Consider the following 23994-nt stretch of genomic DNA (forward strand, 5'->3'; position numbering starts at 1 on the left):
TGTGTTACATTGTCATGCCGCCATCGACGGCTAGAGTTTGACCTGTGATGTATCGTGCTTCATCTGAAGCAATGAAGCTGACGAGTGAAGCGATATCGTCGGTTTGACCGAAGCGTTTCAACGGAATTTGCCCGAGTGACAGGTTCCGCTGTTCTTCTGTCAATTCATCCGTCATGTCCGTCTCGATGAAGCCTGGACAGATGGCATTGACTGTGACGCCCTTACTAGCGAGTTCACGTGCGACGGATTTCGTCAGCCCGATCAGACCCGCTTTCGCTGCGACATAGTTCGCTTGCCCTGGATTTCCAGAAATACCGACGACTGATGCGATATTGATGATACGACCGCTTGTTTTTAACAATGGACGTGTCGCGGCCTGTGTGACAAGAAACGCCCCTTTCAGGTTCGTATCGACGACGGCATCAAAGTCTGCTTCCTTCATACGCATCAGTAAACCATCGCGCGTGATGCCGGCATTATTGACGACACAATCCAGTTGACCGAACGCATCAATCGTTTGTTTGATCATCTGTTTGACAGCATCCGCTTCAGCGACATTCGCTTGAATCGCGAGTGCTTCACCGCCTGCTTCCTTGATTTCACGGACGACAGCTTCCGCCTTGTCCGTGCTTCCTGCATAGTTGACGACGACACGGAAACCATCTGTTGCCAATCGCTTTGCGATGGCAGCTCCGATACCGCGTGACGCGCCAGTGACGAGTGCTACTTTACTCAACGAATTCCCTCCGCTTCCAATTGCTCAAGTGTCGTGATGCTGATGATTTTCGCATCTTTTTTGATTCGTTTCACGAGACCGCTAAGTGGAGATGACGGACCGAACTCGATGAACGTATCCGCACCCTCTTCGATGAGACGCTCGACGCATGATTCGAACCGGACCGGCGAATAGAGTTGCTGAACGAGCAAACGAATCAATTCGTCTGGTTGATCGTGAAATGCACAATCAACGTTCGAGATGAATTTCGTCTTCGCCGCTTTAAACGGTGATGATACGAGAATATCTTCGAATCGTGGTGCGAAAGGTGTCATGAGCGACGAATGGAACGCACCCGAGACATCAAGTGGTAAGACTCGTTTTGCTCCGAGCTCTTTTAACTTCGCTGTGGCAGATTCGACCGCCGCGATTTGTCCAGAGATGACGAATTGTCCAGGACAGTTGTAGTTGGCGATTTGAACGATTTCTCCCGTTGCCGCAATTGATTCAACCGCGTGATGGGCTGCCTCGACATCATTCATGCCAATGACTGCTGCCATCGTTCCACCCGTGACTTGATTCATGAGTTTTCCGCGTTCGCGGACGAGATAGACGGCTTCAGACGGTGTGATGACAGAAGCTGCGACGAGCGCGCTATATTCTCCAACACTGTGTCCGAGTACGAAATCAGGTGTATTTCCTTGTGCTGCGTACTGCTGTGCGAGTAATGCACTGTGTGCGACGATGGCTGGTTGAGCGATATCCGTCGCTTTCAATTCATCCTTCGTCCCTGTCGTCATCAGCGTCGTCAGATCCAGACCAATTCGCGTTCCGAGGTCAGCGAGTGCTTGGCGTGTCTCGTCTTGCGTGATGAGCGTCTGTCCCATTCCAGACGTCTGTGACCCTTGTCCCGGAAACATCCAAACTGTTTTCCCCATCTCGTCTCACTCCTTCTTAACGTGCTTCAGTTGCTTTCGCCTGAACGATTTTGGCAACGACTTCTTGTTCGACCATCTTTTCAGCTTGAACGAGCGCTCTGCTGAATGCATAGGCATTACTTGATCCATGCGCCTTGATGACCGGAGCCGCAATACCGAATAGTCCGGCACCACCATATTCTTCATAGGCGAGCAACTGCTTCATTTTTTTCAACTTCGGTTTAAGTACGAGAGCGGCGAGCTTTGATGTCCACGAGCTCATGAATTGTTCTTTCATGACACCCATGATCATACTGGCTGCCCCTTCAGTACTCTTAAGTAACGTGTTGCCGGCAAAACCTTCCGTAACGATGACATCGACGTCACCGCTCATCGCTTCTCTCGCCTCGACGTTCCCAACGAAATGAATCGGTGCTGTCTCAAGTAGCGGATACGTTTCCTTCGTCAATGCATTCCCTTTACCGGCTTCTGATCCGATATTCAGGAGCCCGACTTTAGGACGTGTGATACCGCGAACTTGTTCTGCGTAGACAGACCCCATGATGGCATAATCGAGCAAATGCTCTGCCTTCGCATCCGGGTTGGCGCCGACATCTAAGATGACGACACCCTTCCCATTACGTGTCGGGAAAGTCGGGGCCAGTGCAGGACGGTCAACTCCTTCGATCCGACCGATGACGAACAATCCGGCAGTCATGAGCGCTCCCGTGTTGCCTGCTGAAATCAAGGCATCTGCTTCTCCTGATTTCACCAGGTTTGCAGCCACAACGAGTGAGCTATCTTTCTTGCGGCGAATGGCACGTACCGGTCCATCTTCTCCGGTGATGACGGATGCTGCGTGGACGATCGTCACGCGCGGATCCTCGATTGTGTATGAGCGTAACTTCAACTCATCTCCGACTAGTCGGATATCGATGTTGTCGTTTGGACGTTCTGCCAGATAGGCAACGACCCCTTCTACGATGGCACGGGGTGCATGGTCGCCCCCCATGGCGTCAACTGCTAAAATCATTTCGATTCCTCCTTACTACTTCGATACACTGTGAATTCGCCGATAAAGACACATTCTTCACCGACATAACTCTCTACCGTGATGTCAGAACGTCCATCTTGGCGATGGGAACTGACGAATGCCTTCGCGACAACGCGTTCTCCGACGTGGACGGAGCGTGTGAACTGAACGTTCGCACGGGTCGTTAACGCGAGTTCATCATCGATGAGCGCAATCGCAAGCGAGTTCGCCTGTGCGAACAAGATATGTCCACGGGCGATTGCATTTCGACTAAACGCATGTTCCGGCAAAACCTCAAGGATCGAGATGGCAGATGTATCAAGTTTCAGGTCAATCATATCACCAATGACTTCATTTTCAGTCAACGTACGCACATCATCCAGGCGTTCAGTCGCGACATGTTTAATTCGCTCCCGTAATTCCGGAATTTTTAATTCCATCCGGTCCAGACGAATCGTCTGGATACTGACACGAAATCGTGTCGCCAGCGCTTCATCCGTGATGAACGGATTTTGCTCGATCGTCTGTAATAATTCTTGTTGTCTCTCTTTTTTAGGTACCCGCATGTACGTTCCTCCCACAAGAAGGATGACTACTATTATTACCTGGTACTAACAGTAGTATATATCCCTTGTTGTTCACTTTCAAGTATTATTCGATTCTTTCTCCTTCAAGAAGCCCTTGCCGTTCGATATATTCACGTAAGACATCGTATTCCGGCGCTTGCCAAAAAGCATCCGATCGCAGTAATCGGACTGCATCTTGTCGGGCCGTTTCCATGACTTGAATATCAAGTGCTGGATCGGTTAAGACGAATCTCGGTAATCCACTTTGTTCGGTACCAAAGAAATTTCCGGCTCCGCGCAGTTTCAAATCCTTTTCCGCTAGCTTGAAGCCATCGTTCGTCTCCGTCATCGTCTTAATCCGTTCTTTTCCGGTATCGGAAGAGGGATCAGCAATTAGAATACAGTACGACTGAGCATCGCCTCGTCCGACGCGTCCTCTTAATTGATGTAATTGAGCAAGCCCGAAGCGTTCTGCATCATGAATGACGATGATCGATGCATTCGGAACGTTCACGCCGACCTCGACGACCGTCGTCGAAACAAGAATTTGAACGGTGTTGTCCTTGAACGCCTGCATGACCTCGTCTTTTTCTGAAGAAGTCAAGCGCCCATGCATCAAACCGACATGATAGGGCTTGAACCGTTCGGTCAATGTCGCATGTAATTCGATCGCATTTTGAACTTCGAGTGATTCGGATTCCTCGATCAATGGCGTGATGACGTAGGCTTGTCGACCTTGCGACAATTCTTTCTCGACGAACCCGAAAACGCGTTCCATCTGTTGCGGTTTCGCCCAGTAGGTCTCGATTTCCTTTCGTCCCGCCGGCATCTCATCGATGATCGAAACATCCATATCTCCAAAGACCGATATCGCAAGCGTACGCGGAATCGGTGTCGCTGTCATATATAATACATCTGCCTGTTCGGCTTTCGCGCGCAATCGTTTCCGTTGTTCGACACCGAAGCGATGTTGTTCATCGGTGATGACGAGGTGTAATGCCTTGAACTGGACGGTGTCTTGAATCAGCGCATGTGTTCCGACCAAGACATCGATTTCTCCTGTCACGAGGGCTTCTAGCAAGTGCGCGCGCGCTTTTCCTTTGACTGAACTCGTCAGCAGACCGACCCGAATCCCAAGTGGTTCAAGCAATGGGGCGAGCGACGCTGCATGCTGTTCCGCTAAAATTTCGGTCGGCACCATCAAAGCGCCTTGTCTTCCCGCACGAACCGTCGCGAACAAGGCGATGGCAGCGATGACGGTCTTCCCGCTTCCGACATCCCCTTGCAGCAACCGATTCATTCGTTCGCCGCGACCGATGTCGTCTAGGATCTCTTTTGTCACACGTTGCTGGGCACCTGTCAGCGGAAACGGCAGGCTCTTGATGAAATTCGCGATATCCGTTTCATGTAAAGGCAAGGCCATCCCTCGACCTTTCCGTCGTCCAAGACGTAACGCCTGTAATTTCAGCTGGAAATAGAGGCACTCCTCGTAGACATAACTGCGACGAGCAGCCGTCAACTCTTGTCGATTCGTTGGGAAATGAAGCGACTTCAACATCGTCATCCGGTCTTGCAACCGATACGTCTTCCGGATGCTATCCGGGATTCGTTCAGCTAATGCCTCAGTCTCCTTGAATGCCAAGTCGACGACGCGTCGGAATGTCTTCATCCGCATGTCACCCCGGAGCGAGTAGACTGGTGTCAATTCGCCTTCGATTGCCCCGAATTGCAATTCCGTCGCAGAGATCGTCATCCGGTGTAAATCCCACTTGCCACTGACCGTCACTTCTGCCCCGAGTTGCAATTGGTCTTTGTAGAATGCCCGGTTGAACATCGTCACGGTCACACTATATCGTTCTTCGACGAGCAGACGGAACGTCAAACGGTTCTTTCCTTTGCCGTAATAGCGCACAAGTGGTTCAGACTGAACTTGACCCATGAACTTGACTTTATCCTCATGGATTGCTTCCGTTAGACTTCCCGTCACGAAGTCGTCATAACGAAATGGGACGTGCTCAAGCACGTCCGCAACGGTGAGAATATTCATCTCTTCTAGTTTTTTCGCCAAATCCCGTCCGACACCTTTTAATGTCTTGACGTCACGTGATGGATTCATTCGATAACTCTCCGAAGATTTTTGATTCGAGCCAGCGTCCTGTCGGTGTATTCGCTAGTCCACCTTTTGCTGTCTCACGAAGTGCAGACGGCATCATCTGACCAATCTCATGCATGGCTGAGATGACTTCATCACATGGAATCCGTGACGTGATTCCAGCAAGTGCCATGTCTGCCGCGACAACGGCATTCGCTCCACCCATCGCATTTCGCTTCACGCATGGCACTTCGACGAGTCCTGCGACTGGATCACAGACGAGTCCAAGCATGTTCTTGAGCGCGATGGCAAAGGCATGTGCCGATTGATCCGGTGTCCCACCTGCCATCTCAACGATGGCAGCAGCTGCCATCGCTGTCGCTGAACCGACTTCTGCTTGACATCCACCTGCAGCTCCTGAAATTGACGCATTGTTCGCGACGACAAAGCCGAATGCACCAGATGTAAACAAGAAACGTAACATTTGTTCACGCGTTGGGTTTAATCGATCTTTGACCGCAAATAGCGTACCCGGTACGACACCCGCACTCCCAGCCGTTGGTGTTGCACAAATTTTTCCCATCGCAGCATTGACTTCATTCGTTCCGATCGCCTTACTGACAGCATCAAGTAGCAGATCTCCTGATAATCCTTTGCCTGAAGCACGGTACCGCTGGAGCAAGACAGCATCTCCACCAGTTAAACCTGTCACCGATTGGACACCGTCGCCATCAAGTGAACGAGCGACCGCATCTTCCATCACTTGTAGGTTTCGTTCCATCATCGCATAGACTTCATCTCGCTCCAAATGACGAACCGTCATCTCTTGTTCGATCATGACTTCCGAAATTGGAATATTTCGTTCCGTCGCGATGGCGACGAGTTCTTTAACGGATTTAAACATTTCTTCACTCTCCCATCATGACGGCACGCTCGACTTGAGGTAACCGATCGATTTCTTCTAACACATCTGCCGTAATCCGGTCATCAATCTCAATTGCCATGAGTGCTTGTTTTCCTTTTTCGTGCCGTGATACTTCCATATGCCCGATGTTGATTTCGTAATCAGCCAAAATGCTCGTCACAGCTGCAATTGCTCCGAACCGGTCATGGTGTAAGACGACAAGTGCCGGTCCCCCACCGGACAAACGAAGCGGTACGCCATTTAATTCCGTGATTTCAATCGTTCCCCCACCAATTGAAATACCGACCAGTTCAAACTCTTCTACCCCATTCGTCAAGTGAACACGTGCCGTATTCGGATGATCCGTCAATGCTTCACTCGTCTCGAAATGAATCTCAATCCCTTTTGACTTCGCGATGTCGATCGATTGCGGAATCCGATCGTCAAACGTGTCGTATCCGAGAACACCACCGATGATTGCGACGTCCGTTCCATGTCCGCGATACGTATCAGCGAATGAACCGTAAAACGTGATGTGGATGACAGCAGGTGTTTCCCCGAATAGTTTACCCGCCATCAATCCGATTCGTGCAGCTCCCGCTGTATGCGAGCTTGATGGACCAACCATGACTGGTCCGATGATGTCAAAGACGCTACGATACTTCATCTCTTTTCCCCTCTCTGTGAAACAAACGAAATCCCACCTCTATTATCGCAGATGGTGGGATTCGTGAAAAGGCTAGTCGCCTTTTTAATATAGTAGATTTATTCGACGCTTAAAATGTACGAATAGAGCGGTTGTTTGCCATCATGAATTTCTACTTCAGCATCCGGATTGACCGATTCGATGTACGCGACGAGTTCGTCGACTTCTTCCGCCGCCACGCCTTCACCGTAAAGAACCGTAATGATTTCGTCGTCCTCTGTGACGAGTGTATCGACCAGTTTCTTGACAGCACCAAGACTCGAAGTGTCCGTAGCAACGATTTGTTTTTCAGCAATCGCCATGTGATCGTCTTTCTTGATTTCAACACCATCAATATTCGTATCACGAACGGCATAAGTGACTTGACCCGACTTCACAGCTGCGATCGCATCCTCCATGTGTGCTTCGTTCTCTTCAACAGTCGCTTCCGGATTATAGACGATCGTCGCCGCCAAACCTTGTGGGACTGTCTTTGATTTCACGACTGTTACGCCACAATTCGCAACAGATGCTGCTTGTTCAGCGGCCATGATGATGTTCGAGTTGTTCGGATAAACATAGACATGTTCAGCGTGTGCATCCTCGATCGCCTTGACGATGTCTTCCGTTGATGGGTTCATCGTTTGTCCGCCTTCGATGACGACACTGACACCGAGTGATTTAAAGAGTTCACTGATACCTTCACCCATTGCGACTGTCACAAGGGCCGCTTTCGCTTTTGCCTTCGGTGCAACGACTGGAGTGACTTGGTTCGCGCCCTCTTCTTCGAGGATCGTCGAGTGTTGTTGACGCATGTTTTCAATCTTAACAGCAACGAGCTCACCAAAACGTTGTCCTTTTGTGATGACTTCTCCTGGCGTTTCGACGTGGACATGAACTTTAAGGAGCTCTTCGTCCGCGACGACGAGCAACGAATCACCGAATTCCGCTAATTCGTTCCGGAATGCTTCTTCACTGAACGGTGCATTTGCTAACTTGTCATCTTGGAAGCGAACCATGATTTCCGTACAGTAGCCGTAATGGATCTCTTCTGTCGACATGAAGCTTTGAGCCGATTTATGATGCTCTGCTTCGACGAGTGCTTCCATGACTGGCGCATGTGGCTTATCAAGTTCTTTTCCTTCGAGTGTCGCGAGGAATCCTTCATAGATACAGACGAGACCTTGACCACCTGAATCAACGACACCAACTTCTTTTAATACAGGAAGAAGGTCAGGAGTTCCGTCAAGCGATACTTTCGATGCTTCGACGAGTTGACGCATCAACTCTAAGAAATCCGTCGTCGTTTCAGATTGTGCGATGGTCGCTACAGCTGTCTCACGGGCAACTGTCAAGATCGTTCCTTCGACCGGTTTCATGACCGCTTTATACGCTGTATCGACACCTTTTTGCAATGCATCAGCGAACTCTTTCGTATCAATCGTTGCTTTTCCTTCGATTGATTTCGAGAATCCACGGAACAATTGACTTAAGATGACACCAGAATTTCCGCGTGCCCCCATTAATAATCCACGTGCGAAGACGTTTGCGACCTCCGAAACAGAATCCGAAGTGGATTTACCTGCTTCTTTTGCACCTGAAGTCATCGTCAAGTTCATGTTCGTTCCCGTATCACCATCTGGCACAGGGAAAACGTTCAATGAATCGACGAAATCTGCGTTTTGATAAAGATTCGCCGCGCCATTTTGAATCATCTTGACTAACTGCGCTCCTGTTAAACGATCTACACTCACTAAAGTTTCCTCCTCTATTTCCGCCTTAGACATTTGTCAAGCGGACTCCTTGGACAAAGATGTTCACAGATGTCACGTCAAGACCTAGTGCCTGACTGAGCGTGTATTTCACGCGACTCTGTACGTTGTTCGCCACCTCTGAGATTTTCGTCCCATAACTTACAATAATATGCATATCGATATGAACTTGCTCTGAAGACTGTCGAACGATGACACCGCGTGCAAAGTTCTCACGTTTTAAGAGTTCAGCAAGACCATCCTTGATTTGAGACTGAGATGCCATACCAACGACACCAAAACATTCCATTGCTGCGCCGCCCGAAAGTTGCGCGACGACATCATTATCTACATCAATCTTTCCATAGGTCGTTTTCATCTCGATCGCCACCTGAGTAGCCCCCTTTGAATATTGTATTCTTCTCATAATTCTACTATAAGGACCTACTATTGAAAAGTCGCCGTACTGACTATACAATGAATAAGTGAAAAATAGTAGCGGTCAAATGAACTTTTACCATCATCCTCATTTATTATTTTAAATTTCGAGGTTGTCTGTCAAGTTTTTTTCTTGTCAGCTACTTTTTTTATGTTGCAACCGCCCTGACACCATGCTAAGATAGCAAAGTGTCTATTAGGACGAACGCAAAACAACATAAAAGGAGGCGGAACGCATGGCACGTAAATGCTACGTTACTGGGAAATCGCCAAAGTCGGGTAACAACCGTTCACACGCATTGAACAAAACAAAACGTACTTGGGGAGTCAACGTACAAAAAGTACGTATCCTCGTCGACGGTAAGCCGAAAAAGGTTTGGGTTTCAGCTCGAGCTCTTAAATCAGGTAAAGTCGAACGCGTATAAGGCGCAACCACCGGATGGGAATCTTCCCTTCCGGTTTTTTTATTCTCTCATTTATTTTTCTCATAAACTAATTGTCGCTTTTATTGAAAACGCTTACAATAGGAACGTAATTTATTTTGTCAGAATTGGGGGAAGTCATCATGCAACTCAAACGAGAGATGACGAGTCGACACCTGTTCATGATCTCACTCGGTGGAATTATCGGAACAGGCTTATTTTTAGGATCAGGGTTAACGATTTCACAAGCAGGACCTCTCGGGGCGGTCCTCAGTTACATCGTGGGTGGGACCATCATGTATCTGACGATGTTATGTTTAGGGGAGTTAGCAGTTTTCTTGCCAGTCTCAGGATCATTCCAAACGTATACGACACGCTTCATCGGACCAGGTATCGGCTTTGCCGTCGGTTGGATTTACTGGCTCGGCTGGGCTGTGACGGTCGCACTTGAAATCACAGCTGCCGGTAGTTTGATGGACCGTTGGTTTCCGAATGTGCCGGTCGTTGTCTGGTGTACAGTCTTTACGGTCTTGTTATTCGGTTTAAACGCCGTCTCCGCCAAAGCGTTCGGAGAAGCGGAATTCTGGTTCTCAAGTTTAAAGGTACTCGCGATTCTTTTCTTCATCATTCTTGGTGGCGCAGCTTGGTTTGGCTGGTTACCGATGGAAGCAGATCGTCCATCCTCATTGTTTGCAAACTTCACGGCAAGCGGTTGGTTTCCAAACGGAATTCTCGGTGTCTTAACGACGATGATTGCTGTCAATTTTGCTTTTCAGGGAACCGAATTGATCGGTGTCGCGGCTGGGGAGTCCGATACGCCTGAAAAATCGATTCCAAAAGCTATCCGGAATACAGTTTGGCGCACGTTCATTTTCTTTGTCTTATCGATCACGATCGTCGGTGCATTGATTCCGTATGAGACGGCTGGCGGAGTCAGTAGTCCATTCATCATGGTCTTTGATGCGATCGGCATCCCGTATGCCGCTGACTTGATGAACATCGTCGTCTTGACAGCACTATTATCCGTCGGGAACTCGGGACTATATGCCGCGACCCGAATGTTATGGGCAATGGCACAAGAAGGGATGATTTCAAAGAAATTATCTTATGTTAATGCACGTGGTGTGCCGATGCGCGCTTTACTCTTTACGATGATGTTTGCGATGTTATCGCTTCTGACCGCATTTTTCGCAGAAGATACCGTCTTCATTTGGCTCTTGTCCTTAGCCGGACTCGGGGCTCAAGTCGGCTGGATTTCGATCTCCGCTTCGCAGCTCGCGTTTCGTCGTCAGTTCGTCCGAAACGGACACGATCTATCCGAACTGAAATTTAAGACACCACTCTATCCGGTGTTACCACTGATTTCGTTGACACTTAACGTCGTCGTCCTCGTCAGTCTTGCGTTTCAAGCGGATCAACGAATCGCTCTATACATCGGTGTTCCTTTCTTCCTTGTCATGTGGGGAAGTTATCATCTCTTCGTCAAAGGAAAACATCTATCCGCTCAAAGCGACATCCGTGTCGCCCCTTCTCAACTCGAAGAATAATTTCATCTAAAAAGAGGCCGCGGAGTCATCCACGGCCTCTTTTTGTATGATTGTTCTATTCCTTAAGCGTCCGCATCATCAATAGTTCTCCTTGATGGAGCTCTACCTTCGCTTCTGACGTACTCCATTCATTACTGACGGTCAAGGAACCTCCGACCGGTACTGGATGTGTATCAAGTGGATATTTGACTCCGGATAAGCTTAAAGTCGATGGTACGAGTGGAATGAACGAAAGATAATGATAGCTTTCGGCTTCGACTGCATACGTTCCCTCAGCCAAGTATCGTACCTCTTCTCGTTTCGTCACGAGTCGTGCCTCTGGGTATCGCTTCAATAGATATACATTTTGGACGGTCATGTCGAGCCGCCCACCTGTCGCCCCGATAATGAAGGTATCCTCAAACTGTTTCTTCTCTGAAACTGTACGAAGTGCCAGTTCGAGATCCGTTTCATCTTTCTCGGCCGGATGAACGATTGCCCCTTCTGGTACATAACCAAGCGAATCAAAATCACCAATCGTCAGGTCGCATGTCAGCCCAAACGCTTCAATCGTCTGAACACCACCGTCGACACCGACGATAAAGTCACCTGGCTGACAAAACGTCCGTAAATCCGGCACTTCTTCTTGAGGACCGGCGCACACGAGAATCGCCCGCATCTCAGACGCCTCGTGCTGAATAACGTAGTAAACGTGGCGCAGTTGTAAAGAGGAGACCCGCGACGACACCGCATAAAACATAAGATGGTACCATGTATGTCGCGTTATAAACTAATGAATATGGCACGACTGGACCTTCTGCATATTTCGCGAAGAACACGATTCCGCTGATGACATGACAGATATAACGGAGTCCTGCGCCTAATAACGTCGCTAGGAGAACGAACGCCATCAAACGTTTCTTTTGTCCGTTACGTGCAGCTTGTCTAACCTGACGCGCGAACAGACCGCTCAGTCCGACGACACCGTATGCAATCGTGTAATCGAGTAATGGTTGGACGATCGTCAAGACTTGTGGGGCGAACATCAGTTGGATCGTACCAACAAGCGCTCCTGTGACGACACCCCCGATGACACCGTGGCGAAATGCCATGACAAAGATCGGTAACATCGCTAAGCTGATTGAACCGCCTTGTGGCATTTTAAATGGAATCAGTAAATCAAAGACGACCCCGAGACTTGCGAAGATGGCAATTTCCATCATCATTTGTAACCGTTTCATGCTATTTCCTCCTTCATTGTACGAGAGGACGCAAAAAGGCAGTACGACGAACGCCGTACTGCCTGCGTGCGCCACATCCCTACGTCCGTTTGAACGGAACAGGTTCGAAGGGTTAAAGTCTAAAAGACTCCTCTCAGCCGCTTTTCAAGCGACACCCCTTGCGGTCATCATATTTCGTTTTCTCGTTCTTATTATACGGCAGCCCCTTGACGAATGCTAGTGATCGCTTCCGCATAATCTGGTGCATTGTAGATTGCTGATCCCGCGACAAGAACGTTCGCACCGTTTTCGATACAAAGTTTTGCTGTTTCCGGGTTGACGCCACCATCAATCTCGATTTCAAATGTCAGATCACGATCTGCTTTCATTTGTGCAAGTGATGCGAGTTTTGGCATGACACTCTCGATGAAGGCTTGTCCACCAAAGCCCGGATTGACCGTCATCAATAAGACCATATCGACATCCTCAAGGACGTGTTCAATCGTTGATAATGGCGTGTGAGGATTCAAGACGACCCCTGCTTTTGCACCAGCTAGCTTGATTTGTTGTAAAACACGATGGACGTGGTTCGTCGCTTCGACGTGGAACGTCACGATATCTGCCCCTGCCTTAACGAAATCTTCAACGAAACGTTCTGGCTGGTCAATCATTAAATGGACATCAAGGACCATATCCGTCTTTTGACGTAAACTGCTGAGCACAGGTAGTCCAAACGAGATATTCGGTACGAACTGACCATCCATGACATCGAAATGGATATAGTCCGCGCCTGCTGCCTCGACTGCCTTGACATCACGCTCAAGATTCGCAAAATCTGCTGATAAGATAGATGGTGCAATTTTAATCATCTTCAATACCTCCGGGCTCGATTCTTGATTTCGTCTATAAACATACCATAGTTCTCATAACGAGAGGACATGATTTCTTGTGCTTCGACGGCTTCCTTGACGGCACATCCGGGTTCATTCAAGTGCAAACATCCTCGATACTTACATTCGTCCTGTACAGCCACGAATTCAGGAAAACTCCACCGTACATCCTCGATTTCCATATCATACGGAAAATCAAGGTTCGAGAAACCTGGTGTATCAGCAATCAAGCCTTCGGCAAGTGGCATCAACGTGACGTGACGTGTCGTATGCCGCCCACGTCCGAGTGATTTCGAAATCGCACTCGTCTCTAAGTCGAGTGTTGGTTCAAGTGCGTTCAAGAGCGAACTTTTCCCAACACCGGATTGTCCGGCAAGAACGCTCGTTTTCCCGGCCAGTAACGGACGGACTTGTTCAACACCTGTCAATGTCTCACTTGATGTCTCAATGACCGTATAACCAATCTTCCGGTAAGCGGCAATTGCCTCTCTAACTGCAGGACCTTTGACATCATCAAGCAAGTCCATCTTCGTTAACAGGATGACGGGTTGGATTTCCTTCGCTTCGATCAAGACGAGGAAACGATCGAGCAAGTGCGCTGAAAAATCAGGTTCTGCGGCCGAGACGACAAGCAACGCTTGATCGATATTCGCGACAGGAGGGCGTACTAAAAAGTTGTCTCGCTCCTTCACTTCGAGAATATATCCCGTCTCACTTTCGATATGAAGCACGACTTCGTCTCCGACGACTGGACTGATGCCGCGTTTCCGGAAATTTCCTCTTGCCCGTGAACGAACCTCTCCTTCTGGTGTCATGACATCATAAAAGCCGCCCTGCAGGCGTATGATCGTTCCTTCTCGATTCTCTTCGATGCGTTGTTCCGTCATCCTATGCACTCCTTTTTCATCATATTCATTGTGCGTCTTTTGCTTGATTATACGTAATCGTTTTTGAACGATACACGGTATCGTCTTTATAAATCGTAATCTTTCCTTCTTCTCCCGGATCGATCGTCACCGGCACGTCGAATGTCTCATCTTGATCAATCGATTCCTCGATGACGGTCCGCTTCCCTTTTGCATCTTCCGTCTCAATCCGGATGACTTGTTTCGGCGGTTCCTCGTCCTCATTCTCGCTGACCGCATCATAGACGACCTTTTCAGGGAATGTCGCTGTCACTGTCTTTTCTTCCTCACCTTTTGAGATAAAGACAGTCACGGAGTCATTCGGTTCGACTTGAGCCCCTGCTTGTGGGAATTGACGGATAACTTGATCGAGTTTCACGTCGCTAGAAAATTCTTGCTCGAACGTTCCGTCGAGCCCTTTTTCGTCCAGGTAGGCTTTTGCTTCGTCACTCGATAAGTTCGTCAAATCCTTCAACTCGAAAGAAGATGTCCCTTCCGAGACGGTGATCGTAATCGTTTGTTCTTTCGCGATGACCTCCGTACCAGCCGAGATCGATTGCCGGATGACGTTACCTCGCGTGACCTCATCAGATTTCTCACGTTCGACCTCGACTTTAGCAAATCCAGCTTCTTTTAACGTCGCAATTGCTTCTTTTTCAACATCATCCGTTACATCTGGCACTTCGACCGGAGCACTGCCGGTTGAGACGACCAAATTGACTGTTGAGCCCTTTTTCACCTGCGCGTTTTCACGCGGTGTCTGACTGATCACGTCTCCTTCATCGACCGTATCACTGTTTCGTTCTGTCGTCTCAACGACGAATCCGAGTTTCTCTAGCTTCGTTTCCGCTTCCTCTCCATCCGTTTTGACGACGGACGGTACCGTAACGGTAGGATCCGGCCACATCGCAAACGTCGTAGCCGCTCCACCGAGTAATACCAGTAATAATAGGATGACCCACCAGCGTTTTTTCTTTTTCTTTTCTGACGGTTTCGGTTGAACGGTCGTGACGACAGGTGTGCCCGGTTCTGCTTTTGATTCTTCTGGAACTTGTACAGGTGATAAGACCATCGTCTTTTCCATCTCATCCTCTTCAGCGCCTCGGATGCCTTCACTTGCTCGTTCGTCAGATAATGCGGTTACCATATCTTCCTTAAACGCTGCGACGGACTGTTGGCGGTCATGCGGTGCTTTTGCAAGCGCCTGCATGATGCAGTTCTCAAGCGCTTGTGGCACTCTTGGATTCAAGACGGATGGACGACGTGGTGTATCTTGCAGATGCTTCAGCGCGATAGCGACCGGTGAATCACCTTCAAACGGCACTTGTCCTGTAACGAGTTCATATAAGACAGCACCAAGCGAATAGATATCCGACTTCTCATCGGCAAATTTACCTTTAGCTTGTTCTGGCGAGAAGTAATGTACGGACCCAAGGACAGACATCGTATGCGTCAACGTCGCATTCGACATCGCCACAGCGATTCCGAAATCCGTTACTTTGACGGTACCATCTTCTCGGATCAACATATTTTGCGGTTTAATGTCGCGATGGATGATCCGGTGTGCATGGGCGTGATCGATCGCATCACAAATTTGAGCAATGATATCGACGGCCTGCGGCACAGGTAATGCTTGATTTTCACAAAATGTCTTCAATGTCATACCATCGATATACTCCATGACGATGTAATAGATGGCATCTTCTTCGCCTACATCATAGACGGCAACGATGTTTGGATGATTCAAGCTGGTAGCAGCATGCGCTTCACGTTCGAATCGACGAATGAACTGTTCGTCATGCGAAAATTCAGTCCGTAAAATCTTAATGGCAACATGACGCTTTAAAATCTCATCATAGGCTTGATAGACATTCGCCATCCCGCCACTTCCAACTAGCCGTTCTATGCGGTAGCGGTCATTTAATCGATCTCCGTATCGCATATTCAGACCCTCTTTCTTTCTTTGAACCGGATGGCGGCAATCGTAATATTATCCGCGCCTCCTCGAGCATTCGCTTCTTTCACCAATCGTCCGACGATCTCATCAAGCGGATCATCTCGTAAGATGATTTGTTCAATGACATCATCTGGCACTTCATCGGTCAACCCGTCGCTACACACAAGGACGAGGTCATAGTCTGGAGCATCTCTTACTTGAATGTCGACTTCGACCGTTTCGTTCGAGCCGACCGATCGTGTGATGACATTTTTACGTGGATGATTTTCGACTTCCTCGTCCGAAAGCTCTCCCATTTGTCGTAACATGTTGACGTAAGAATGATCATCCGTCAATTGTTTTAACGCCGTACCTTCAAGAGCATAGACCCTACTGTCTCCAACATGACCGATGACGAGCAAATCCTCGACCCAGCACACACAGGCAATGGTCGTTCCGACGATCGCAAGTTGTTCTTCTTTTGAAAACTGAAGAATCCGGGCATTCGCTTCGGCTACACGTTGTTCTATCCATTCGGACAATTCCATCGGGCGATTTGGCATGAGGGAAAAGGATGCTTCAAATACCTCGCGAACGATCGCACTTGCGATATCGCCAGCAGCGTGACCTCCCATACCATCCGCAACGACAGCAAGACCACGTTCAGCGTTCCCGATGAGTAATACCGTATCCTCATTTTTAGTCCTGACTTTCCCAGTGGTCGAAAGGTGAGCTAACTCCATGACAGTCCTCCGTTCGTATCAATCTTCTCGTTTCTTAAACGCGGCAATGTAGAAGCCATCCGTTCCGACTGTCGTCGGTAACAACTTGAGTTCTGCTCGATCTCCGATTAGATGCCGCACGGATTCTGGCATGCGTTCCGCGAAAGATGCATCAAAGTCAAAACCCTGATCGAGAATGAACGCTGTCTGCTCCTCGTTTTCGGTCGGATCAATCGTACAAGTCGAATAGACGAAGATTCCACCTTTTTTAACGAGTGGTAAGACAGATGTCAAGATGTCTCGTTGAATTTTTGGGAGTTGCTCGAGTTGTTCTGGACGTTTCGTCCATTTGATATCCGGTTTTCTCCGAATGACACCAAGTCCTGAACAAGGTGCATCGACAAGAATCCGGTCAAAGGATTCTACTTCGAAGCGTTCCCCTGCTTTACGGGCATCTAACGCTTCTGCTCGAACAGTCGTAAGACCTAATCGTGTCGCTTGCTGTTCAATCAATTTAATCTTATGTGGATGAAGATCAAGTGCCTGTAGTGTACCCGTCGTCAAACCTTCAGCAATATGCATCGCTTTCCCACCAGGTGCGGCACAGCTGTCGAGTACATGATCGGATGCTTCTGCACCAAGCGCACGGGCGACGAGCATTGAGCTCTCATCCTGAAGAGAAAGATACCCACGGTCAATCAGATCAGTTTTTTGGACGCTTCCTCGTTCGATTTCGAGACCGTCCGGCGCGACCGTAGATGGTTTTGCCGTCACACCTTGATCGAGTAGAAGCTCGATTGCTTCCTCCCGCGTCGTTTTCGTGCGATTGATGCGGACCGTGACCGGTGCCGGTGTGTTATTCAATTGACAGATCTGAAGCGTTTCTTCCGGACCAAACAGTTCGATCCAACGTTCGACGAGCCACTGCGGGTGACTCGTTTCGATGCTGATTCGTTTTGCAGCAGGCTCAATCTCAGCGAAATGAGGCATTCCCGCCCGTAATACATTCCGTAGCACTCCGTTGACGACTTTCGAGACATGGACTTTCCCACGTTTTTTAGCAATTTCAACGGCTTCATGAATGACGGCATGATCCGGTACACGATCGAGATAAAACAACTGATAGACACTCATTCGTAACAATGGGCGCATGAATGGATCAAGTTTTTTCTGTTTCGCTAAATATGGTTCTAAAATATAATCAAGCGTCAATTCACGACTGAGCGTCCCGTAGACGAGTTCCGTGAACAAGCCGACATCTGACGCCGAGATGGCGCGTTTTTCAAGCATTTGGTGGACCGTAATTGTTGAGAAGGCGCCACCTTGTCCGATTTTCATCAGTGTCGTTACTGCTGCGTCGCGTACATTCATGCGTTCTCACCTACTTGTTGTCCGAGTTCAAGCGATTGACCAATCCCGCGCATGAACGTGGCACCATCCATCCGTTTTTTGCCGGACGGCTGTAAGTCGATCAGCTTCAACGCTGTTTCGGAACCTGTCGCGATGACGGGACCATCCGCTTCTAATGCGATGATTTCACCCGGTCGTCCCGTTCCTGAGACTTTCGTTGCGAAAAAGACTTTTAAGCGATCGTTCCCAAGCATCGTATACGTACTCGGGAATGGATTCATCCCACGAATTTGATCGTAGAGTGTCTCACCCGGTAGCGTAAAATCAAGTCGTTCCCGCTCACGTGAAATGTTCGGCGCAAATGTCGCTTCTTCCTCGACTTGTGCTTCCGGTGTCAATTCACCTGCTAACAGACGTGGTAACGTTTCAAGTAACAGGCGCGCTCCTGCGTCCGCTAACTTCTCAAACATCGAACCGGCTGTATCGTTCTCTTCGATTGGAACGATGATTTTTGACAACATATCACCTGCGTCTAGCCGATCGACCATATACATGATCGTCACACCTGTCTCTTTTTCTCCATCGATGATCGCTTGATGAATCGGTGCACCGCCACGATATTTCGGTAAGAGTGACGCATGGACGTTGATCGCCCCAAAACGTGGTGCTTCGAGAATAGCGGTCGGTACGATCTGACCGTAGGCTGCCGTGATAATGAGATCTGGTTTTAAATCAAGAACATCTTGATAATCCTCTCGAATTCGTTTCGGTTGCAACACAGGAATATCGTGTTCCATCGCGACGAGTTTTACAGGCGTCGGTTTGACTTCCCGTTTTCGTCCGACTGGTTTATCTGGTTGTGAGACGACACCGACGACGTCATACCCAGCATCGATGACTTCACGCAGCGTTCCTGCTGCAAACTCAGGCGTACCCATGAAAACGACGCGCGGTTTTTCTTGCTCGACGAGTTTATCCGTGAACAGGACACCATCTAAATGATCCATCTCGTGTTGGATGGCACGTGCAAAAAAACCGTTTGCTTTGATTTTAACCGTCCGCCCGAGACGATCTTGAGATTTGACGACGATTCGGTCGAACCGTTCAACCGGTCCGAAGATGCCCGGCATACTGAGGCAGCCTTCATCATCGATTTGCGAACCGTCCGATTCGATGATTTCCGGGTTGATCAGCTCGATTGGTCCCGTCTCATCATCGGTATGAACGACGGCTACACGAATCGGCTGGTTGATTTGCGGTGCGGCTAAACCAACCCCGTCATATTCGTACATCGTATCGAACATCCGGTCGATCATTTTACCGAGTTTTTTATCAAACTTCGTGACAGGTTCACACACCTGTCGTAATACATCATTTGGTACTTCTACTACTTTATACATACAGACACCTCACATGAATACAAATGGATTCAAGTCAATCGCGACTTGTGTTTTTGATTTTTGACGACGGGATAAGATATCACGGAGATGTGTCCGGACATCCTCCTGTCCTTTATGTTTAATTAAGACCTGTTGCCGGTACATATTTTTGAGTCGAGCGAGTGGTGCATCAAACGGTCCATTGACGACTAAATCCTCAGATTCAAAGGCACGAAGCTCGGAAGCGATTTGCTGCGCTTCTGCTTGTGCTTCGAGCGGATGCGCTGCTGAAACTGTAATCAGACCAAGGAACCAAAATGGTGGATGCCCACCGAGTTTTCGCAATTGCATCTCTCGCTTATAAAACGTTTCGAAATCATGCTGTTTGGCCGTTTGAATGACGTAATGCTCCGGGTTGTAGGTCTGGATAATTGACTGACCAGCGAGTTGACCCCGTCCGGCACGACCGGACACTTGGGTGATCAACTGAAACGTGCGCTCACTTGCTCGAAAATCCGGAATACCAAGCGTCGCATCGGCAGCAATCACTCCGACGAGTGTAACGTTCGGAAAGTCGAGACCTTTTGCGATCATCTGTGTTCCGAGCAGAATGTTTCCTTCCTTGCGTTCAAAGGCATCGAGTAATTTCTCATGCGCACCTTTACGCGACGTCGTATCCTGATCCATCCGGATGATTCGCGCCTCCGGAATCAAGTGTGCCAATTCTTCCTCAATCTTTTGCGTACCCGTTCCGAACTGACGAATTTTCGTCGATTCACAGGACGGACAAGTTTTCGGCATTGCGGCTTCAAACCCACAGTAGTGGCATTTCAAGCGATCTTCATGTTGGTGATAGGTTAAATTGACGGCACAATGCGGACATTGTAGCGTCTCCCCGCAATCCCGACATAAGACGAAGGTCGTATATCCGCGACGGTTCAGGAGTAAGACAGTTTGTTCCCCACGTTCGATGCGTTCTTTGATGCCTTCGACTAGCGCGAGGCTGAACGGCGTACGATTGCCCCGTTCGAGTTCCTTACGCATATCAACGATGTCGACTGGAGGCAGTTCCCCACCGAAACGTTCACGAAGCGGTAAGTAACGATAAACCCCTTTTTGTGCCCGTGCATACGTCTCGAGTAACGGTGTTGCACTTCCGAGCACGACGGGACAACGATGATAGGCTGCCCGCCATTTTGCGACATCGCGCGTATGATAGCGCGGATTCTCTTCCTGCTTATAAGTTGTTTCATGTTCTTCATCGAGAATGATGATTCCGATGTTCGTCAGCGGCGCAAACACAGCAGACCGTGCACCGACGACGACATCGACATCGCCTTGGGCGATTTTGCGCCACTCATCATACTTTTCTCCGAGCGATAGACCGCTATGCAAGACAGCGACCCGTTCTCCGAAACGGCGTTTAAACCGTTTGACCATCATCGGCGTCAGACTGATCTCTGGGACGAGCAAGATCGCTTGTCTACCGCGTTCGAGTTGTGCATGAATCGATTCAAGATACACTTCCGTCTTACCGCTTCCTGTTACGCCATGTAACAAAAACGTTCCGGTCTCAGCTTCAGCCGTAATCGCCGAGACAGCTTCCTGTTGCTTTTCCGTCAAAGAGGACGGCACAAAGATGTCTTGGACGAGATGTTCATAAGGATTTCGCCGAACATCGATCGTCTCGACTTGAATGATGCTCTTTTTCTCGAGAGCGTTCAACGTCGCGCTCGTTGCGCCCGTTGCCTGCTTGACTTCACTCCAAAGCGCATCCGGAAATTCTTGAATATACGAGTAAAGTGCCGCTTGTTGGCTCGCTTGTTTCGTAAAAGTTGCTTGCTCCTCTAGAAGACGAATCCGTTTATCGATCTTAGACGTCTTTTTCTCGCGAATGACCGGTTGAAGCGTCACGTCAGCTTGTTTCGCCGCTGTTAAGACGATTTGTTGGACTTCCGTTGGCAATTGACTCATTTTCTTGCCATGATATGCCCGAAGTGGGCCCGACTCGACTATGACCAGTTTATCATAACTCACCTTTAAGGCAGCCGGCAGCATCGCAAGCAATGCCGTCGCTTGAAAACACAAAGTCGTTTCCGATAGATACGCCGATAACTCGAGTAATTCCTGTGTATAGGTCGGGGTCTCATCTAAGACACGGACGATCGATTTGACGTTCGTCAGATCAGACGTTGCTTTCGTTCCGACGACGATTCCAAGCAACGCCCGTGGACCAAATGGTACTTCGACGCGCATACCGGGAACGATCAGCTCTTGCCAGAGTTCTGGAACGGCATAATCGAACGGACGATCGACCGTTGCTGCTGCGACGTCAACGATGACTTCGGCTATCATGCCAATGCCTCCGCGAATTGGCGCATGAGCGATTTGGCGAGCGTCGATTTCAATTGTTGATCGTATCGCGTGACGGAATCGTTCTTTCCAAAAACGACGACTTCATTTTCATCACTGACGAATCCGATATCAGATCGTGACACATCATTCGCGACAATGAAATCGGCTTTCTTTCGGACGAGTTTTTGTTTAGCGAACGTCTCGACATCCGTCGTCTCAGCCGCAAATCCGACTAATAGCTGATGTTGTTTCTGCTCACCAAGCGTCTTCAGAATATCGGTCGTCTCTTCGAGTTCAATTCGAAGTGGTCCGTGGATTTTTTTCTGCTTCTGATCGTACTGGATAGACGGTCGATAGTCAGCTACGGCAGCGGACATGATGACGATGTCTTGCGTTTCATAATCACGTAACATGGCTTCAAGCATCTCTTCTCCTGATTCAACAGCAATCGTCGCTATCCCGGTCGGTAATCCGATCCGAAGTGGTCCATGGACGAGCGTGACATCGGCACCTGCGTCTCTTGCCGCCTCTGCTAGCGCAATTCCTGTCTTTCCGGAAGAATCATTCGTCAAGTAACGAACCGGATCAATCCGTTCCACGGTCGGTCCCGCACTGATCAAGACTTTTCGTCCGGCTAGATACTTCTCTTCAAAGAACGTTGAGAGTGTTGCGACTAAGTCTTCCGGTTCAGGTAAACGACCTTTCCCGACCCAACCACATGCGAGATTTCCGACTCCCGGTGCAATCACCTGGACACCGTCCTGCTTCAGTTGTTCGATGTTGCGGACTGTCGCCGGATGTTCGAGCATGTTGACATTCATCGCTGGTGCGACGATGACGGGACATGTCGCTGCAAGGATCGTCGTCGTGATGAAATCATCCGCGATCCCGTGCGCGAGTTTTGCAATCAAATTCGCGGTCGCTGGTGCGACGACGATCAGGTCCGCTTCGTCCGCTAAATCGATATGGGCGATCTTTGACGGATCATGCTCGATGAAGACGTCATCATAGACCGCTTTTCGCGTCAGTGCTTCAAACGTCTTCTTACCGACGAATTGTTGCGCGTTACGCGTCATCGCGACTTGAACATGTGCGCCTGCTTGAACAAGCTTTGAAGCGAGTGCTGCTGATTTGTAGGAAGCGATTCCACCGCCGACACACAGTAGAATGTTTCGGTTGGTTAACATGTAGGTGTCCTCCTTATTGAAAAAAACAGCCACGATGACAAGTGGCTGCTTCAAAATTAGTCTTGCGGTTGGTTCGTGACGGATACTTCTTCGAAATAAAGCTCTTCTAAAGCTTTCCCGACCGGTTTATGCGATTTTGGGTTCGTGACTTTCACGCGTTTCCCGTCTTGGATTTGACGCGCACGCTTAGCGGCAACTGTAACGATTGTATATTTCGACGGTACTTTCTTTTGAAGCTTATCAACTGATGGATATAACATATCACTTAACCTCCATGGCTTTTTTATATAGGGACGCGACACGTTCCCGACTGCAATGTTCCGCTGTGACGATCGCTTGGATCCGGTCACAGGCTTTATGAATTTCGTCGTTCGTCACGACATAGTCATAGGCATCCATCATCTCGATCTCTTCCTTAGCGACGAGAAGACGTTGCTTAATGACTTCCTCCGATTCCGTTCCACGCCCTACGAGGCGGTTCCGTAATTCTTGGAGGCTTGGAGGTGCAAGGAATAAGAAGACAGCTTCCGGAAAATGTTCTTTGACCTGCATGGCCCCTTGAACTTCGATTTCGAGAATGACGTCTTTTCCTTCATCTAGGATCTGGTTCACCCATTCGACAGGTGTTCCATAGTAGTTCCCTACGAATTCAGCATATTCCAAGAGTTGATTGTTCGCAATCATCTCTTCGAATTCTTCACGCGATTTAAAGAAATAGTGGACACCATCTACTTCTCCTTCACGCGGTTGGCGCGTCGTACAGGATACCGAGTAATGCAGATCGTTATCCTGATCTTCGCGCAAGGCACGACAGACCGTTCCCTTTCCGACACCACTTGGACCAGATAATACGAGTAATAAGCCACGCTCTTTGAAAATCACTTCAAAACCCCTCCATCTCACAAACTTCACATTGTTTCATATTAGCAGTAGAGATAGGAAGTTCGCAAGTCATCTTTTTTAGCTCGACTGCTTTATCATACCATAACGATGCCATTTCT

The 23994-nt window shown here is 48.9% G+C and carries 23 protein-coding genes, 1 pseudogene and 1 riboswitch; of the genes and pseudogenes, 2 read left to right on the forward strand and 22 right to left on the reverse strand.

The window, feature by feature from the left end; all coding sequences use genetic code 11:
- Positions 1-4: 4 nt before the first annotated feature.
- The 9 genes from fabG to ASG02_RS07400 all read right to left on the reverse strand — a co-directional run bounded on the left by fabG (position 5) and on the right by ASG02_RS07400 (position 9054).
- Entirely contained in the window at positions 5-736 is a 732-nt protein-coding gene (gene fabG, locus ASG02_RS07360; RefSeq protein ID WP_056062260.1) for a 3-oxoacyl-[acyl-carrier-protein] reductase, read from the reverse strand.
- Positions 733-1653, reverse strand: a complete 921-nt coding sequence (gene fabD, locus ASG02_RS07365) for an ACP S-malonyltransferase (protein WP_056062261.1) — start codon at positions 1651-1653, stop codon at positions 733-735. Before fabD ends, fabG begins: the two co-directional genes overlap by 4 nt.
- A 16-nt stretch (positions 1654-1669) precedes the next feature.
- The gene (gene plsX, locus ASG02_RS07370; RefSeq protein ID WP_056062264.1) at positions 1670-2665 is read right to left on the reverse strand and encodes a phosphate acyltransferase PlsX; all 996 of its coding nucleotides are present in this window, start codon (positions 2663-2665) and stop codon (positions 1670-1672) included.
- The gene (gene fapR / locus ASG02_RS07375) at positions 2662-3231 is read right to left on the reverse strand and encodes a transcription factor FapR (protein WP_056062267.1); all 570 of its coding nucleotides are present in this window, start codon (positions 3229-3231) and stop codon (positions 2662-2664) included. Before fapR ends, plsX begins: the two co-directional genes overlap by 4 nt.
- Before the next feature lie 85 nt (positions 3232-3316).
- Positions 3317-5347, reverse strand: a complete 2031-nt coding sequence (gene recG / locus ASG02_RS07380; RefSeq protein WP_056062270.1) for an ATP-dependent DNA helicase RecG — start codon at positions 5345-5347, stop codon at positions 3317-3319.
- Complete coding sequence (gene sdaAA / locus ASG02_RS07385) at positions 5331-6227, reverse strand: L-serine ammonia-lyase, iron-sulfur-dependent, subunit alpha (protein WP_056062273.1); 897 nt, start codon at positions 6225-6227, stop codon at positions 5331-5333. The genes recG and sdaAA overlap by 17 nt, the downstream gene beginning before the upstream one ends.
- 4 nt (positions 6228-6231) lie before the next feature.
- The gene (sdaAB, locus tag ASG02_RS07390; protein WP_056062275.1) at positions 6232-6894 is read right to left on the reverse strand and encodes an L-serine ammonia-lyase, iron-sulfur-dependent subunit beta; all 663 of its coding nucleotides are present in this window, start codon (positions 6892-6894) and stop codon (positions 6232-6234) included.
- 98 nt (positions 6895-6992) lie between these two features.
- Positions 6993-8666, reverse strand: coding sequence for a DAK2 domain-containing protein (locus ASG02_RS07395; protein ID WP_369814204.1), 1674 nt, complete (start codon positions 8664-8666; stop codon positions 6993-6995).
- Between the two features lie 25 nt (positions 8667-8691).
- A complete protein-coding gene (locus ASG02_RS07400) occupies positions 8692-9054 on the reverse strand; it encodes an Asp23/Gls24 family envelope stress response protein (protein ID WP_056062281.1) in 363 nt (120 codons plus the stop codon).
- A gap of 283 nt (positions 9055-9337) precedes the next feature.
- On the opposite strand from ASG02_RS07400, the gene rpmB reads away from it, so the two are divergent.
- Both rpmB and ASG02_RS07410 read left to right on the forward strand, forming a co-directional pair.
- Positions 9338-9526, forward strand: coding sequence for a 50S ribosomal protein L28 (gene rpmB, locus ASG02_RS07405; RefSeq protein ID WP_023468758.1), 189 nt, complete (start codon positions 9338-9340; stop codon positions 9524-9526).
- A 140-nt stretch (positions 9527-9666) separates the two neighbouring features.
- The gene (locus tag ASG02_RS07410) at positions 9667-11070 is read left to right on the forward strand and encodes an amino acid permease (protein WP_056062283.1); all 1404 of its coding nucleotides are present in this window, start codon (positions 9667-9669) and stop codon (positions 11068-11070) included.
- Between the two features lie 55 nt (positions 11071-11125).
- Here the strand turns inward: ASG02_RS07410 and ASG02_RS07415 are convergent, their stop codons facing one another.
- From ASG02_RS07415 to gmk, 13 genes and pseudogenes are all read right to left on the reverse strand, one after another.
- Positions 11126-11728: a thiamine diphosphokinase gene (locus tag ASG02_RS07415; protein WP_056062286.1), complete on the reverse strand. Its 603-nt coding sequence runs from the start codon at positions 11726-11728 to the stop codon at positions 11126-11128.
- A 1-nt stretch (position 11729) separates the two neighbouring features.
- Positions 11730-12290, reverse strand: coding sequence for an energy-coupled thiamine transporter ThiT (gene thiT, locus ASG02_RS07420; protein WP_056062289.1), 561 nt, complete (start codon positions 12288-12290; stop codon positions 11730-11732).
- Positions 12291-12349: 59 nt separating this feature from the next.
- Positions 12350-12459, reverse strand: a riboswitch (TPP riboswitch).
- Positions 12460-12481: 22 nt separating this feature from the next.
- Positions 12482-13138 carry a ribulose-phosphate 3-epimerase gene (rpe, locus tag ASG02_RS07425; protein ID WP_056062291.1) on the reverse strand — a complete coding sequence of 219 codons (657 nt, stop codon included), beginning with the start codon at positions 13136-13138 and terminating at the stop codon, positions 12482-12484.
- A gap of 2 nt (positions 13139-13140) precedes the next feature.
- The gene (gene rsgA / locus ASG02_RS07430; RefSeq protein ID WP_035406891.1) at positions 13141-14046 is read right to left on the reverse strand and encodes a ribosome small subunit-dependent GTPase A; all 906 of its coding nucleotides are present in this window, start codon (positions 14044-14046) and stop codon (positions 13141-13143) included.
- 25 nt (positions 14047-14071) lie between these two features.
- Positions 14072-16006 carry a Stk1 family PASTA domain-containing Ser/Thr kinase gene (gene pknB, locus ASG02_RS07435; RefSeq protein WP_056062293.1) on the reverse strand — a complete coding sequence of 645 codons (1935 nt, stop codon included), beginning with the start codon at positions 16004-16006 and terminating at the stop codon, positions 14072-14074.
- Positions 16007-16008: 2 nt separating this feature from the next.
- A complete protein-coding gene (locus ASG02_RS07440) occupies positions 16009-16743 on the reverse strand; it encodes a Stp1/IreP family PP2C-type Ser/Thr phosphatase (RefSeq protein WP_056062297.1) in 735 nt (244 codons plus the stop codon).
- An 18-nt stretch (positions 16744-16761) separates the two neighbouring features.
- Positions 16762-18093: a 16S rRNA (cytosine(967)-C(5))-methyltransferase RsmB gene (gene rsmB, locus ASG02_RS07445; RefSeq protein ID WP_056062300.1), complete on the reverse strand. Its 1332-nt coding sequence runs from the start codon at positions 18091-18093 to the stop codon at positions 16762-16764.
- Positions 18090-19010 carry a methionyl-tRNA formyltransferase gene (gene fmt / locus ASG02_RS07450; RefSeq protein ID WP_035409509.1) on the reverse strand — a complete coding sequence of 307 codons (921 nt, stop codon included), beginning with the start codon at positions 19008-19010 and terminating at the stop codon, positions 18090-18092. The genes rsmB and fmt overlap by 4 nt, the downstream gene beginning before the upstream one ends.
- Positions 19011-19034: 24 nt before the next feature.
- Positions 19035-19472, reverse strand: a pseudogene (def, locus tag ASG02_RS15805) (peptide deformylase); the annotation flags it as partial.
- Between the two features lie 9 nt (positions 19473-19481).
- The gene (gene priA / locus ASG02_RS07455) at positions 19482-21806 is read right to left on the reverse strand and encodes a primosomal protein N' (RefSeq protein ID WP_056062303.1); all 2325 of its coding nucleotides are present in this window, start codon (positions 21804-21806) and stop codon (positions 19482-19484) included.
- Complete coding sequence (gene coaBC, locus ASG02_RS07460; RefSeq protein WP_056062306.1) at positions 21803-22993, reverse strand: bifunctional phosphopantothenoylcysteine decarboxylase/phosphopantothenate--cysteine ligase CoaBC; 1191 nt, start codon at positions 22991-22993, stop codon at positions 21803-21805. Before coaBC ends, priA begins: the two co-directional genes overlap by 4 nt.
- 56 nt (positions 22994-23049) lie before the next feature.
- Positions 23050-23253 (reverse strand): DNA-directed RNA polymerase subunit omega, encoded by a 204-nt coding sequence (rpoZ, locus tag ASG02_RS07465; protein ID WP_029342114.1) that lies wholly within the window; start codon positions 23251-23253, stop codon positions 23050-23052.
- A gap of 1 nt (position 23254) precedes the next feature.
- Positions 23255-23872, reverse strand: coding sequence for a guanylate kinase (gene gmk, locus ASG02_RS07470; protein ID WP_174316772.1), 618 nt, complete (start codon positions 23870-23872; stop codon positions 23255-23257).
- Positions 23873-23994: the final 122 nt, after the last annotated feature.

Origin of the sequence: Exiguobacterium sp. Leaf196, from assembly GCF_001423965.1 — a bacterium.
Taxonomy (GTDB): domain Bacteria; phylum Bacillota; class Bacilli; order Exiguobacteriales; family Exiguobacteriaceae; genus Exiguobacterium_A.

What these genes read in the sequence shown, in the direction of transcription:
- ASG02_RS07440 (WP_056062297.1), bottom strand. Translation starts at nt 16,743, where the DNA reads ATGGAGTTAGCTCACCTTTCGACCACTGGGAAAGTCAGGACTAAAAAT.
- rpoZ (WP_029342114.1), bottom strand. Translation starts at nt 23,253, where the DNA reads ATGTTATATCCATCAGTTGATAAGCTTCAAAAGAAAGTACCGTCGAAA.
- sdaAB (WP_056062275.1), bottom strand. Translation starts at nt 6,894, where the DNA reads ATGAAGTATCGTAGCGTCTTTGACATCATCGGACCAGTCATGGTTGGT.
- fabD (WP_056062261.1), bottom strand. Translation starts at nt 1,653, where the DNA reads ATGGGGAAAACAGTTTGGATGTTTCCGGGACAAGGGTCACAGACGTCT.
- thiT (WP_056062289.1), bottom strand. Translation starts at nt 12,290, where the DNA reads ATGAAACGGTTACAAATGATGATGGAAATTGCCATCTTCGCAAGTCTC.
- recG (WP_056062270.1), bottom strand. Translation starts at nt 5,347, where the DNA reads ATGAATCCATCACGTGACGTCAAGACATTAAAAGGTGTCGGACGGGAT.
- ASG02_RS07415 (WP_056062286.1), bottom strand. Translation starts at nt 11,728, where the DNA reads ATGCGGGCGATTCTCGTGTGCGCCGGTCCTCAAGAAGAAGTGCCGGAT.
- priA (WP_056062303.1), bottom strand. Translation starts at nt 21,806, where the DNA reads ATGATAGCCGAAGTCATCGTTGACGTCGCAGCAGCAACGGTCGATCGT.
- fmt (WP_035409509.1), bottom strand. Translation starts at nt 19,010, where the DNA reads ATGGGTACGCCTGAGTTTGCAGCAGGAACGCTGCGTGAAGTCATCGAT.
- sdaAA (WP_056062273.1), bottom strand. Translation starts at nt 6,227, where the DNA reads ATGTTTAAATCCGTTAAAGAACTCGTCGCCATCGCGACGGAACGAAAT.
- ASG02_RS07410 (WP_056062283.1), top strand. Translation starts at nt 9,667, where the DNA reads ATGCAACTCAAACGAGAGATGACGAGTCGACACCTGTTCATGATCTCA.
- rsmB (WP_056062300.1), bottom strand. Translation starts at nt 18,093, where the DNA reads ATGAATGTACGCGACGCAGCAGTAACGACACTGATGAAAATCGGACAA.
- coaBC (WP_056062306.1), bottom strand. Translation starts at nt 22,993, where the DNA reads ATGTTAACCAACCGAAACATTCTACTGTGTGTCGGCGGTGGAATCGCT.
- pknB (WP_056062293.1), bottom strand. Translation starts at nt 16,006, where the DNA reads ATGCGATACGGAGATCGATTAAATGACCGCTACCGCATAGAACGGCTA.
- rsgA (WP_035406891.1), bottom strand. Translation starts at nt 14,046, where the DNA reads ATGACGGAACAACGCATCGAAGAGAATCGAGAAGGAACGATCATACGC.
- plsX (WP_056062264.1), bottom strand. Translation starts at nt 2,665, where the DNA reads ATGATTTTAGCAGTTGACGCCATGGGGGGCGACCATGCACCCCGTGCC.
- fapR (WP_056062267.1), bottom strand. Translation starts at nt 3,231, where the DNA reads ATGCGGGTACCTAAAAAAGAGAGACAACAAGAATTATTACAGACGATC.
- rpe (WP_056062291.1), bottom strand. Translation starts at nt 13,138, where the DNA reads ATGATTAAAATTGCACCATCTATCTTATCAGCAGATTTTGCGAATCTT.
- rpmB (WP_023468758.1), top strand. Translation starts at nt 9,338, where the DNA reads ATGGCACGTAAATGCTACGTTACTGGGAAATCGCCAAAGTCGGGTAAC.